12 protein-coding genes are annotated in these 13865 nt (G+C 38.4%); 5 read left to right on the top strand and 7 right to left on the bottom strand.

Going from position 1 to position 13865, the window contains the following annotated elements:
* Window positions 1-390 precede the first annotated feature (390 nt).
* Window positions 391-690: a YciI family protein gene (locus AKG98_RS14265; protein WP_067047019.1), complete on the top strand. Its 300-nt coding sequence runs from the start codon at window positions 391-393 to the stop codon at window positions 688-690.
* Window positions 691-798: 108 nt separating this feature from the next.
* A complete protein-coding gene (locus AKG98_RS14260) occupies window positions 799-1215 on the top strand; it encodes a GFA family protein (protein WP_067047016.1) in 417 nt (138 codons plus the stop codon).
* A 108-nt stretch (window positions 1216-1323) separates the two neighbouring features.
* Here the strand turns inward: AKG98_RS14260 and AKG98_RS14255 are convergent, their stop codons facing one another.
* Complete coding sequence (locus AKG98_RS14255) at window positions 1324-1914, bottom strand: hypothetical protein (protein WP_157534137.1); 591 nt, start codon at window positions 1912-1914, stop codon at window positions 1324-1326.
* Between the two features lie 196 nt (window positions 1915-2110).
* Window positions 2111-2674: a cysteine hydrolase family protein gene (locus AKG98_RS14250; protein WP_067047010.1), complete on the bottom strand. Its 564-nt coding sequence runs from the start codon at window positions 2672-2674 to the stop codon at window positions 2111-2113.
* 99 nt (window positions 2675-2773) lie between these two features.
* On the opposite strand from AKG98_RS14250, the gene AKG98_RS14245 reads away from it, so the two are divergent.
* Entirely contained in the window at window positions 2774-3697 is a 924-nt protein-coding gene (locus AKG98_RS14245) for a GlxA family transcriptional regulator (RefSeq protein ID WP_067047007.1), read from the top strand.
* A gap of 138 nt (window positions 3698-3835) precedes the next feature.
* Here AKG98_RS14245 and AKG98_RS14240 read toward each other — a convergent pair whose 3' ends face one another.
* Both AKG98_RS14240 and AKG98_RS14235 read right to left on the bottom strand, forming a co-directional pair.
* A complete protein-coding gene (locus AKG98_RS14240; protein ID WP_067047004.1) occupies window positions 3836-4639 on the bottom strand; it encodes a hypothetical protein in 804 nt (267 codons plus the stop codon).
* Window positions 4640-4783: 144 nt separating this feature from the next.
* Window positions 4784-5923: an HBL/NHE enterotoxin family protein gene (locus AKG98_RS14235; protein ID WP_067047001.1), complete on the bottom strand. Its 1140-nt coding sequence runs from the start codon at window positions 5921-5923 to the stop codon at window positions 4784-4786.
* 712 nt (window positions 5924-6635) lie between these two features.
* Between AKG98_RS14235 and elbB the strand changes: the two genes are divergently transcribed.
* Window positions 6636-7289 carry an isoprenoid biosynthesis glyoxalase ElbB gene (elbB, locus tag AKG98_RS14230; protein WP_067046998.1) on the top strand — a complete coding sequence of 218 codons (654 nt, stop codon included), beginning with the start codon at window positions 6636-6638 and terminating at the stop codon, window positions 7287-7289.
* A 163-nt stretch (window positions 7290-7452) separates the two neighbouring features.
* On the opposite strand, the gene AKG98_RS14225 is transcribed toward elbB, so the two are convergent.
* The 3 genes from AKG98_RS14225 to AKG98_RS14215 form a co-directional block, all read right to left on the bottom strand.
* A complete protein-coding gene (locus tag AKG98_RS14225) occupies window positions 7453-8193 on the bottom strand; it encodes a YdiY family protein (protein ID WP_067046995.1) in 741 nt (246 codons plus the stop codon).
* Window positions 8194-8276: 83 nt separating this feature from the next.
* On the bottom strand, window positions 8277-9632 hold the full coding sequence (brnQ, locus tag AKG98_RS14220) for a branched-chain amino acid transport system II carrier protein (RefSeq protein WP_067047099.1): 1356 nt from the start codon (window positions 9630-9632) through the stop codon (window positions 8277-8279).
* Window positions 9633-10098: 466 nt separating this feature from the next.
* Complete coding sequence (locus AKG98_RS14215) at window positions 10099-11310, bottom strand: DUF3103 family protein (RefSeq protein WP_067046992.1); 1212 nt, start codon at window positions 11308-11310, stop codon at window positions 10099-10101.
* Between the two features lie 529 nt (window positions 11311-11839).
* On the opposite strand from AKG98_RS14215, the gene AKG98_RS14210 reads away from it, so the two are divergent.
* Window positions 11840-13825: a hypothetical protein gene (locus tag AKG98_RS14210; protein WP_067046989.1), complete on the top strand. Its 1986-nt coding sequence runs from the start codon at window positions 11840-11842 to the stop codon at window positions 13823-13825.
* Window positions 13826-13865 lie beyond the last annotated feature (40 nt).

Raw genomic sequence — 13865 nt, 5'->3', positions numbered from 1 at the left:
TATCATTATCAACTTATGGGTTTTTATACCGATTAGTACTAGTTATTGACAGAGAGAGATCGAGATTGAATGAGTTTTATCTTATTTTGAGTGTTATTAATTGAGTTAAGATCTTATTTGGGTATTTTAATTGATTAAGAGTGGGTGGATGTTCCTCGTTCACGCGCTATATCAAAGATCCCTAATGCATAAGCTTAATCACGGTTTATCAGAAAAGTCTTTATTCTCCTTGCCAAAAACTAAAATGATAATAGAATCAATTGTATATTTGTCTTTGTCGATAATAAACAGGACTTAAAAGTAAATAATAGGATCGCATATTATTCTCTGAATCGGTTTTGGAAATCGAAATGTCCTACTATACAAATGTTACATGTAAAGGAGTGTTTGGTGTTTATTGTATCTTTGACCTATAAGGTCGAACTGGAAAAAGTTGATCAATATATTGAGCAACATGTGGCTTATCTTGAAAAGTACTATTCACTTGGTAAATTCATTGCATCAGGTAGGAAAGTACCCCGAACAGGTGGCATTATCTTAGCGAATGTTTCGAACCGAGAAACGTTGGATGCAATGTTAAGTGAAGATCCATTTCACATTGCAGGTTTGGCCAACTATGAAGTGACTGAATTTATTCCTACGATGGTTGGTGAAGGTTTTGAAAATATCAAACGTTGCATATTAAAATAAGAGTCTGTGTCGCATAACCGTTGGTGCGTCTCGCTGCGCTATAAATGTTAGCCAACTATAATCAGCCCCTTATTGGGGTATTCGCTTTCCTACATATCAGAGTGGATTATGAGCAATATAAAATACCCTATCAAAGGATCTTGCCAATGCGGGCAAGTAACCTACGAGCTTCTTGAGGCACCTTTGATGGTTGCTGCTTGTCATTGTAAAGAATGCCAAAAACTGTCTACTAGTGCATTCAGTATCACAGCAATCGTTAATACAGATAGTGTGAAATTTAAAGGTGCAATGAAGGATTGGAACCGTGTTGCAGATAGTGGTGAAGTGAATGGTGCAAAATTTTGTCCTTCATGTGGAAATAGAATTTATCACTTTAACCCTAATGAACCTGATAAGTTAAAACTTAAGCCAAGCAATTTATCTGATACAAGAATTATAAAGCCAACTATTCATGTTTGGGTTAGTGAGAAACAAGAGTGGTTTGAAATACCTGAGGGTGTAAAAACCTTTAATAAGCAGCCATAGCAATCGGTCGTCGTTAACAAAAGCCAAGAATGGACGTAAGAGATCGGATTACGTTCATTCTTTGTTAATAATGACAAGATATGATAGAACCTAATGCCTATCATTTGACTAGATGGCGATAAAATTAATCAGACTAAGAGAAGTAATAGCAACACCTGCTGATACCCTTTGTGCGCGTGTCAGATCTGGCCGACTGATGGCATAACGTTGATCTACAATTGAGTGTTGTAAGCTCGCTATATCAAAGATTCCTGATACACAAGATTGAAAGTTTAATTTTCCGCTTGATACCATCTTGGGCAAGTCGTTATAGCTGATATGGTTTGTGATATTATTAACCTTGTAAACCATGGCTTCATCAATTGATAATAAAGGTGCAATATACCCTGTTTTAGTACTATCACTGCCAGATTTCATGATAGGCATGACTAAATATTTTCCACCGACGATAGAATTGTTTACTCCCATATTAAAGCGTAAGAATTCTTTTTTATTCGCTGGAATAGTTGCTGCTGTATGCGCTAATTTGTATTGAGGGATAGTGATAAATTCATCGAATGGTACTCTAGCAATACCATCAACATTAAATTTATTGAGAAAGACACTTTCTTTTTCACAGTAGGTGATACCTTTAGATTGGTATAACACGTTTCCTTTACCACACTGTTTATTTAAATCATTCGGTTCGATTTTTATCACCACTATAAGACTTCCTATCCATAAAAATTGGTCATCTTGATTATCTCTTACTTAAAATAAATATCACGAGATTATTTTCGAAAGAACTCTTTTTTTTAAATACCAGAAGGTAAGATATCTTAATTGCTAAAATATCTTACCTTGGAATCTTGAAAGCCTCCAGCAGTCTTGCTCGCAATTATCTTCCCTCTATATATTAACGAACTAAGTCGAGTAATTTATCTGTACTGTCCACGTTACAGTAACCAAAATTCAACGCCGCCATAAATGCACTATGAACATGAATAGCAGGGACGGTGACACCATTAAATTCAAGATCCAGTGTTGCACAAGCATCATGAGCGACATGACATTCATATCCGAAATCAACAGCCGCACGGGTCACAGCATCGATACACATATGACTCATTGCACCTACAATAATCAGCTTTTCAACGTTAAGTTCTTTCAAGATATTATTTAATTCAGTGTCACGAAAACTGTTTATTTGATGCTTCAAAATTACGGGTTCACCTTTTATTGGCGCGACACTCGTATGAATTTTTGCACCTTCAGATTCTGGTAGAAAAAAGGGTGCATCATTTGAAGGAAACTCATGACGGACATGAATGACAGGCAAGCTTTGTTTACGGAATGCTGCTAATAATGTCGCGGCATTAGATGCTGCAGTTTCAGTACCTGATAGCGCCCATTTTGCATCTGCATATGTTGAGTAATAGTCATTTTGAAAATCAATTAATAATAATGCTGTGTTAGACATAATAAGCTCTCTTGTGTTGTTTCGACGTTTTGTTAAGGCTATTATGCAAAATATAAATCAACGACACCTATGGCGTTATTGCCATAAAGCAGGGCAAAAGTGACAAGTAGTATCCATATTGTAATTATCGACTACCCAAATGCATTGCAGAGTGCAGTTCAGGGTTTTAAAGAACTGTTTTTAATCGCGAATAAGATAATCATAGATAGTCAGTTTGATATGCAATTTACTGTGAGTGTTGTTCAGTCTGATAGCGAGTTAAGTCGTAATAGCCAAAGTGATATTGTGATCCTGCCTCCTAATTTGGATGGTCATTATTACCGTGCGCCTAAACCAGAAGTATTGCAATTTCTGCATGATGCCCACAATAAGGGCGCGATATTATGCAGTGCTTGTGCTGGGGCATTTATACTGGCCAAAACTGGCTTGCTAGATAACAGACCTGCGACGACACACTGGCAGTTAGCCGAAGAATTTAATTCTCTGTACCCTAAAATATCTCTTAACGTCGAGAGCTTGCTTATTAATGATGGAGACATAATAACGGCGGGCGGTCTTATGTCATGGATTGATTTAGGATTAGAGATAGTGGCACAATTTACTCGGCCACACATAATGCGAACACTTGGGAAATATCTTATTGTAGATACAGGGAAGAGAGAACAGCGTTATTATGGTAGCTTTACGCCAAAATTTAATCATGGAAATCAACGAATACTACAAGTTCAGCACTATATTCAAGCAAACTATAACCAATCATTAAATATTTCTTTGCTAGCCGGTTTAGCCTGTATGACTGAGCGAACATTTCTACGTCAATTTACCAATGCCACAAGCTTAAAGCCGATTAAATATATTCAAAAAGTGAGAGTCCAAAAAGCATGTGAACTACTAGAGTCTACAACTCAAAGCTTTGAGCAGATTGCTCTAAATATAGGATACGATGATGTAAATAGTTTCCGTAAAGTGTTTATGACCATGATTGGGTTAAGTCCGTCGGCATTTAAAGCGAGATTTGTTTGAACCTATTCTGTGGGTAAAACTGAATAAAGATAAGCTGGTGGATACATTAAAGCTACTCTATGAGTAGCTTTAATGTTCGGAGTTAGCAGCCTAGATTCGAACCAAGCGTCTAAACTAGGTAAGCTGACGATAAATACCTTACGAGGCATCCACTGCGAGCATCTGTACTTCTGTAATGGCGGCTTTTATCTTGAGTTCAATAATCAGAAAAATGCTATCGTCATTCAAATTTGATTCAATTATTAGAATATCACTGCTTAGAAAGTCAACGGCGTTTTTTACCCCTGATATTTTTCCCATTACTCCACGGAAGTCTGTGCCCAGTAATTGACTGGCTGATTGCATTGTATTTAGTGCGCGAATTTGATTGTTCAATGCATTGATTTGGCTTTCGTAATCGTTAACATCAGATTTCCATTTTAAATATAATCCGAGTGCAGTTGCTAAACCGATTAGACCAAAAGGACCTAAAGCGAGAAGATAATAATACTTCTTCTTTATGGCCTCTTCTTTATCTTTAGCATAATCTCGTTGGCCCTGTAATTTAAACATCTGTGTTGTTAAGTCAGACTCGATGATTGCTAGTCGATTAAAATAGCCAAGTATTTGCAATGACGCTGTTTGTATTTGGTTAGTCGTTTCGTTTACGTCGGACTGTAATGTTATCGTTTCGTTTTTAACATTCTCTATTGCAGTCTGTATGCTTGATAACGATTGATTGTTCGCTAGCATGGCATCTATTTCATTTAGCTCGGGAACGGACTTTTTGACAAAGCTAAGAATGGTATGTTGGGTGGTCTGAACTGTCGATAGTATAGATGAAATAAGGGTTATTGATTCTGCCTGTATTTTCTGGGCAGCGGATGGCAAACCAGAAAGGTGTGAGATCTGTTTTTCAGTAGCCTGCAAGTTTGTTACTGCTTGTGATAAATAACCATTCATTTGTGAACCTCCTGTGTTTTATGGTCACCACAAAACACGTGATCGATAGGAATTTGAATTATTTTATGAAGTATGGGGGAATGTACTTTTATTATTCGGATGAAGTTAGCATGCACCTACATTTGTAGGAACATGCTAAATTATTTATGCCGCGAGAGCTTCTGCAGCCTCAACGATGGCTTCACCGACTGTTTGCCCTGGTTTGGCTACTATAATGGTTACGCCAGCCATCTGTCCTTTTATGGTATCAATATCCTTAAGTACTATTTGTATTATGCCGTTAGTTGCGGTCAGCATCATTTCGCGCACTATACCAGTACTTATAATCCCTAATTGTAAATCACTAATCATACTGCCTAGATCACTCGCTAGGGATTCCCAAGCATTTTTCATTTGAGTTGCGGCAGTAACCGCATTGTTCACTTGGTTTACTAGGCTTTGATAACTACTACTAATTCCCGAGGCTAATTTAACCTCTGCTTCAAGCATTGATTCTTCTCTTAATAATCGGGCTTTTTCATCATTCAGGTTTTTCAATGTGATAGCAGCCGCTACCTCACCACCTATACCTCCTGCTACCATACCGATACCACCAATCACTAGTGGGGTGGTTGTTCCTGCCGTAACAAAGTCAGCAACACCGCCAACGACGATCATAAAAACACCGCCAGCAATAGTAAGACCACTCACGGCGATACCTGCAATTGCGCCATCTATTTTGCCTTGGATATTATCCAATTGTTTTTGATCTGACGCTAAGACACCATTATCTCCGTTAACAGCGGTATTAAGATTACCGACAGTTTTTGAAAAAGATTGGGAATCATGACTCAGATCCTTGGTTAATCCTTCCAGTGATGTTTTCACCCCATTTGCATCTTTCTGGTATTCTGTCGCTTTCACTTTGAGTACAGTGAGGAGCTCTACCCATTGCTCTTCTGTTGACCCTTCAGGCAATATTGTTGGAACTGCATTGTGTAGCGTGTAGTAATTATCAATATTGGCTATGTTCTTAATAATATTTGGTTGTATATTGTTTAAATAATTGGCTGCATGGCTCTGGGCTGTTGCCAGTCCATCATTAATTTGTTTTTCGTAGAGCGCTAAATTTTGATTACCTGAAAAATCGACGCTTGGTTGCTCGTTAACGCTATTCGCATAAGTTTGGATGATGAGGGACTGGGCTGATTGCCCTTTGTTCGCTTTGTCTATATGACTTGCTGCGACACTTGGATTGCTTTTTTTGACACTTGGATTGCTTGTTACGACATTGAGATTAGACATATCAAATTCCTCTAGTAGCCTCGTATAGTGAATGGCTAGAGTTTCCTGAGGCCATTGGAAACTTAACCGTTGATTATCGTTGTGCGATATAAAAACTCTATTTTTCGTGGTGTTAATAACACTACACCCACTAACTATTTGAATGATATATTTATTTTAAATTTACATTAAAATTGGTTTATTAAACTGGATTGAGCTGAGTTCCAAGTATTTGTGATCACTTTTTGTCGCGTTTAATGGTTTATAACTCCTCCAACCTCTTGGTTGGTATCATTAATCTGACTATGCAAACTAAAATAGTTCACTCAGAATTTGGGGGCAGTAGATATTTGGTTATCAGATGAAATATTTGATAAATGGAGAATGATCGGTCTGGCAGGTAAATCCTTATAATAAAAAAGTCCTGCAATGAATGCAGGACTTTATTATTCACTACGAGAATTATAAATTTAATAGTGTGTGTAATAATGTTAAGCGTTAATGAATTAATTCAAGCATGCTTTTCCGTTTGAGGCATTACGGCTTATGAGCTGTGGTTCTAGCATGTGTCGTTATTTTCCCGCCATTTTTAATTAATTTGGGTTAGGGTGCACGGTTCGTTAAGGTAAATTGCTATTTTTCTTGTGGTTTATTTAAAAATCAATAGTATCAACGAAGTATGGTTTATCTGTCGTGAAGGTATCACCTTTTTAAAATACATAGGAAGTAAATAATGACTAAATTAGCAGTGATTTTATCTGGCTCAGGTGTTTATGATGGCTCAGAAATAAATGAAGCCGTTTTAACTTTATTATCTATTGAAGAGTCTGGTTCGACTTACCAGTGCTTTGCACCAGATATGGAACAAATGCATGTCGTTAATCACTTAACTGGCGAAGTGATGGTTAATGAAAGTCGTAATGTATTAGTTGAGTCGGCAAGAATTACAAGGGGTGATGTAAAACCCATTACAGAATTAAATGCGGTTGATTTTGACGGGTTAATCGTTGTAGGTGGTTTTGGTGCAGCTAAAAATTTAAGTGATTTTGCAATTAAAGGCGCAGAATTTTCAGCAATTAATGAGTTCATTAAAGTTGCCACTGACTTTAAAAACGCACAAAAAGTTGTTGGCTATATGTGTATAGCGCCAATGCTACTGACTGCAGTATATGATGATATTACCCTAACGATAGGTAATGATGCTGATACAGCAAAAACACTTGAAGGACTTGGCGCTAAACACGAAGTGAAAGATGTGACGAGTGTTTCTATTGATATTGAGAATCGAGTTGTAACAACGCCAGCTTATATGCTTGCGAATAGTCTTTTAGAAGCAAGAGAAGGGATTAAGAATCTAGTTGATTCTGTTGTGTCGTTAAGTCAGTAATTAAAGTGTCCATTGTGTGATATAGATGGAAATAATTAACGCCGTAATCCTAAACTACGGCGTTAATCTATACCATTACACAATATTCAGTAATAGGGCATCGATCCTACTCTCATCGTAAGTAATCTTTGTTTGGAATATGGAGCTTGAAACCCCTAAGAGGTTAGAAAGCATATAACAGAGTCATATTCGTTTCAGTATCTGTGCTTTCTTTATCGTCGAGAGGGGAATCGTTATAACGCACAATAACGGCAAATTTCATTGCTAACGCGCCAATAATATTTGCTGTAATTGATGTTTCAGAGCGCCCTTCGAAGCCTTCGCCATACTCGACAACAAACATCTGCTTAAACTTAGAGCTTTTAGATATCTTAGTTTCAAAGTTCATTACTCCATGCGTAATCCAGCTGTCTTCTGTATCATAGCCGGCTTCAGCCGCACTCTCACTGTCTAAACGTTTATATTTATAACCAGGACCGACTTCAATATTAAGCTGAGTCTTGCCATTATCAATAAACTTATGACCGTAACCAGAAGAAATCGTTGAGGTAGAGCTAAAACCAGTGAAAGGATCGATCTCATGATTTGCGGTCACAAATATATAGCTTATATCGGATAACTTATAGTTGCCCTGGATCCGGCCGAAATAACGTTTGCCTGTGACTTCACCTGTATCCTCCTTGTATAAAGCTTCAATCAAATACTGATTTTCCCAATTATACAGCTCGTGCTTCATATCTAAACGGCCTTTTATTGAGGTCGTTTCTGTATTACCTGTGGTTAACGTTGCTCCTAGCTCTGCATCTCCACCAAAGGCCTTGTTTTCCCCGACGAGACCTGTATTGGCTTGAGCTGAAAAAGGTGCCGCCATTAAAATAGCAGATGCTATCAAAATCTTTTTCATTGTGGTTCTACTCCGAAAGATGAAATCCCTTAAACCTTAGTTTGGTAAATTTTTAATTATTTGTTTTTAATTATTCGTTTTTATCAACGATCATATTCGTAATTGGCAGAATTGGATTGAGTATTTAGACGATAATCAACACAACCAAATATCTTCTCTGCAGTGGATGTACGACCAATTATCACGGTTGTAATTAGTATTAATAAAGAGGGTAACAACCAACTTGCATGGGCATTATAAAGCGGCAGAGAACGAACAAATAGTGCATTCAATTCGAGTGGCATTTCACCCAAAATATTGACCGCATCAAGGACCCCAAACAGGGTTGCTGTGATTAACATACCGCTGTGGGTAAGGCGTGATACTGTGAGTATCGATGCAGTAAAAGAGGCCAATGTTAGCGCGAGAGCAATCGGACATAATACTAAAATTGCAGGTAGACTCACTTTTAGGATTTCGTCTAAACCAAAGTTCGCAATAACACCAGTAAGCACGACAATGATTGCTGCTGTAAAACTAAAAGGGGCTTTAAAGGTTTCTTGGTAATATTCAGCGCAGGCATTGGTTAAGCCTACCGTCGTTGTTAAACAGGCCATGATAATAATTGCTGCAAGTAAGTACTGACCATATGGACCAAATGCCTCTGCTACATAGCGCGTTAGAATAACGCTACCATTCATGCCGTGTTCTGCAATCGTGGCTGATGTTGCCCCAACATAGCCCATCACGATATAACAAGCACTCATTAAAACAGCATATATACCTGCAATCTTCATTGAGCTAGATGCAATACCTTGCTGGCTAGTGATCCCTTTTGCTTTGATTGCCTGGATTATAACCCAACCAAAACCCACAGCAGCAATTGCATCCATAGTCATATAGCCTTGAATTAGACCGTTAGTTACAGCGCTATGTTGGTAATCGCCATACGGGGCAGTAGGCAGACCTAAAGGATGAATAAATGCGCTGAAACCTAATCCACACAGAAGTAGGATCAAGGCTGGTGTTATTATTTTTCCGATATAGGTAACAATATTACCTGGCTTGAAGGCCAGCAATAGGGTAATAGCAGAAAAAAGGATAGAAAATAGGAGAAGGTGATCGCTTTCTAAGAATGGTTTTATGCCCATTTCATAGGCAACTGTGACCGCTCTTGGCATGCCAAAAGCGGGACCGATTGCAGTGAACAGTAAAATCCAAAATGTTGCCCCTAACCAGTTAGGTAGCGCTTTGGTTAGGTTGCGAATATGGCCAATACGCCCTAAAACAATGATAGTAAATGTGGGTAATCCAACGGCGGTGAGTAAAAACCCCCCCATTGCAGAAGATAATGATGTGCCAGCATTAAGTCCCATTGCTGGTGGAAAGATCAAGTTACCCGCACCGAGAAAGAGTGCGAAGGTCATAAGACCGATGACGAAAATGTCTTGAGTTTTCAAACGTTGTACCTGCAAAACTTGGACGTTATAGATAACCATCGGCAGTGTTTGCACAATGGGCTATACGTCTATGATTGAGTTTGGTTCCGCAGATTTGCTGAAAAGATGATATGTAATTTGATCGTATCCCCCGTCAGCTAGGCTGACGGAAGTTTGCCCGCCAGCCTAGTAAATAATCACTAGGATAATAGCGGTAATAATTCGTTTTAGTTGTTTTATAGCCATAGTCGACGAGTCGGCCCAGTAATGTGTTACTTGGGTCGATGCTAAGTTTTTTTTAATTGTATGTTCAAACAAGTCTGAGTACATAACCTAACAACTTCTAATATGCTATCGAATTAATGTTATAACATATACAGAAAACGTGGAGTTGTATATAAGCTTTCATCATATTTTGTTAAACGCCGTAATCTAAAAGACGACGGCGTTAATTCATACCATTACACAATATTCAGTAATAGGTGATTTATCTTGGATCAATAACTAGAGGTATAAATGTCGCCTTTGCATTACCACCTGCTCCATAGTGATCTGTGTATGTCTTACCTTCTTGTAAAGTGTAAAACGCATCTACAAAATCATCGTCATTACTAAACCAATAATCAGGTAGAGCTTTGATAATCCCGTGAGTGATAGTTGCAAGGAAAGCAAAGCCTTGAACTTCAGGATCTGGGATCGACTTTATAATCTTCTCGGCCGCAGATACGAGTACTAGCGCAAGCTCTTTGTAATTAGTATTGTCATCATGTTCCATCAATATAATATCTGCTGCAGCCCAACGATAGCGCTCCCAGTGAATGATGACTTGATTCGGATAATATTCTTTCTCTGCATAATCAAGATAAGGCATCTCAATAATATCAAGTACTGGCTCATCACGGGTTGGGTTAACGCCATTCACTATCGCGTATACTTCTGCTGCACCTGATATCCAAGGTTCTTGATCATCTTGTAAACTTATCTGTTGAAGTAAGGTCGTTGATATCGATTCATCTCCCGTTTTAGCAATGCTTCGCTGAGGATGTGCTGACTTGAGTTGTTTTCCTGAATTTGTGCGTTGCGCTAAGATTTTGCGCATTACCGCGAGTCCTTCACGTATTGTTTGTTGTTTATCTAATTCAACCACGAAAACCGGTCTGTCTGGTAGCTGGTACACATCTAGCAGATGAATATTACCATTTACATCATAGGCTTCAATATTAGCCCAGTCTTTATCATTTCCCTCTGGCTCGAAGGCAAATAATGGTGATGTACCTTGCTGCCAGTCGCTCAGCATACTTGCGTCAGCGAGACGAAATTGAACCAAGCTAGGATTATCAGTCCCCTTAAAAGCAGATTTATTCAGCGCTTTATTCGATAAACCTTTTGCCGAACGAATTGCTCGCTCACTTTTATGCAATGCCTGAGTTGCAACCCCACTAGATTGCAATACTTGATCGGCATTGACTGTTAAATTATATCGATTGATACCAGATTGTAGAGTCGGCAAGACTTGAGTGTATTGTCGGCTCAGTTCCAATGCTATTTCACGTTTAGCACTCGCAACACTGATACTGTAGTCTGGTCGCTTCTGAACTATTTGCTTTGTATCTGCAAATTTCGCTGCAGATACAAAGGAGGAATTAATTAAAGTGAAAGGCGCTACTATGATCAGCATCGCTAAAGTCATTTTTTTCATACAATGTCCTTATTAATTGTTACTCATTTAAACTACTTTTGAGTTCAACGAGAATCGTATTGATAACAATTATCACTGTCAAAGACTTTGTTTCAACTATGCAGTTCTAGATTGTTTTTTCTGTATTTTGGACTTTTTAGTGTGATTAAAGTCTGTATTCACTTGTGAGTACCTCTGGTTTGTATCCTTATATTTATACGCACTTTATAAATATAATTCCATAGCAAAAAAATAAACGCCGAATAATAAATAGCGTTCATCTTATAGGCGGAAATATGAGTAAAAAAATTATTATTTGTTTAGATTATTCATGGCGCAAACCAGACGCTAAGTTGGTATAGATTTACCAAGGACATAACTTGAACGATTGGGTTTAGACGTATCAAAACGCTGTTTTATTGCAATTCATTGTTCATACAAATTCTTACAAACGAATGATGGAATTGCCATCATTTAATCATTAAAATAGCCTACCTCAAAAGTATGGGTGCATCGCTGCCCGTGTTAGAAAATACCAAAAGAGTTAATTATGTTGAAGAGAATACTCGTTACCTTATGTGCTGTATCCCTTGTTGCTTGTGGCGGCGATGGTGGAGGTACGACGACTAAATCCAAGAAATCGGAAAATCCAGAAGCAATAAATGTGTCATTCCAAAATTTAAACGGGAATGTGATTGAGCTTGGTGATGAATTGAAGGGAGCATACACATTTTTTTCTGCAAGTACGCCTGTTGATAAAGACGCATCGGATATATTTTGGGAGATAGACGGTAACTTAGTTCATCGAGGTGAGCGCTACCGTATTCCAATGGATAACAATTATGTCGGCCTTGAAATACGGTTTTGCGTTAACCCGATCAACCAAGGGGATCGTTTAAAAGGCAATAAGACCTGTTCGACACCATTACTTATCGATAGTAAATATGTACCAATGACGCCTAGAGTCTCAATTCCTAATGCTGCAACCAATAATACAGTTGGAGCGCCGCTTAATGTGTGGGTGTTTGATAGCAGTGATTATTCAACGTCGATTCAGTGGTACCGCAATGACAAACCTATTTTAGGCATAACGCAAAAGGAATACCTATTAACGAAGGATGATGAAGGTCAGGTAATTTCAGTTTGCGTGTTCGATAAAAAAACAAAAATTAAGTTAGCTTGCTCAAGTAAAACGAATGCTATCCAACCTCGGTCTGGTGAGCAACCAGACGTTGATTTGACGCCGCTACCTCGTGATATTGAAGTAGGACAAAACTTATATTTAAATTATGATTTTTCAGACCGTGATGGTGATAAAGAAGATACCAGTAAAGTATCGTTTAGCTGGTATCAAAACGGAACTCGCATTGCCGCTACTCGCTCGTTAGCGCTTAAAGAAAGCATGGTCGGAACTAAGGTCAAGGGTTGTGTGACAGCGTATGCTCAAACTGGGTGGCCTAAAAACAGCGCTCAAACGTGTACACCTGAGGAAACTGTTTGGGCAGTGAAAGACTCAAAGCCACGTGCAATGGATGTGGCTATGGAGGGGGAGCGTTTTGGTGGTCATACCCTATCTGGTCAATACAAATACTTTGATTTAAATAATGATCCTCAAACCAGTAGTCAGTATGAATGGAGCATTATTAAAAATAGCATTGATACCCTTGTTAGCCGAGATGAAAATTACACTCTGGCAATGAGCGATGAAGGTAAAGATAATAAAATTCGCTTCTGTGTTACTCCTGTAAATGCAAAAGAGCAGGGGGACACTGAGTGTGTTACTCAAGATATAGCCTGGTTTGAAGGGCATGGTGAATTTAAAGAAGGGGGTATTATTACGCCTGAATTAGTTGGTTATCCTGATTTTACACTCTCTTATTGGAAATCAGCATCAACAATGACGTCGATGATTATGGAATTAGATTTTACAGATAATAAGGTGAAACCCTTGGCTGTTGATGCTGCTAGTCCTAGTTTTAATAATTTCTATCCAATATCGCTGTGCGTTTCTGTTGATGAGGAAATTGAAAATAAAGATGATATTTGTCGAGAAATGACGGTGAATGATAAGCTAAAGGGTGGGATGATTTTTGATTTGAAAGATGCTCGTCGTGTAGGCATGAATTACAAGCGTGAAGTTTATGCCACGGTAGCCGGTAAAGAATATCGCATTCGCCGTCCGTATACATGGACTGAGTTTAAGGAATTGAATTTAGGCAGCGAACCTAGATTCGATTCTGCTGAACCAAGTATTCTCCGAAAAGGACCCGGTACGGTAGAAGGCGTTAAAATGACGCCGATACAAGCTAACGATTTTTGTTTACTTACTTATGGTGCTCCAGGGCTGATTAGCTCCGAGATTAATTTTAGTGACGGTGTTATACCTGGTAATAAACATCAATGGCCTATTGATCTGACGACTCAAGGGTATGTTACAAAAGAGTCTGATGGAAAATATGTTGTTGATTCGAATAAGTACATCCCCGCGGACATGAATAGAAAATATGCTTTTACATGCTTGGCCGCTGTCGATTAGTCTTTATTAAAATCGTTGCCTACTCTATCTTTTCACTATT

This window comes from Moritella sp. JT01, from assembly GCF_001574435.1.
In the GTDB taxonomy this organism is placed as follows: domain Bacteria; phylum Pseudomonadota; class Gammaproteobacteria; order Enterobacterales; family Moritellaceae; genus Moritella.
Note: the sequence above shows the minus strand (reverse complement) of the source record. Positions and strands in the feature narration are given on the sequence as shown.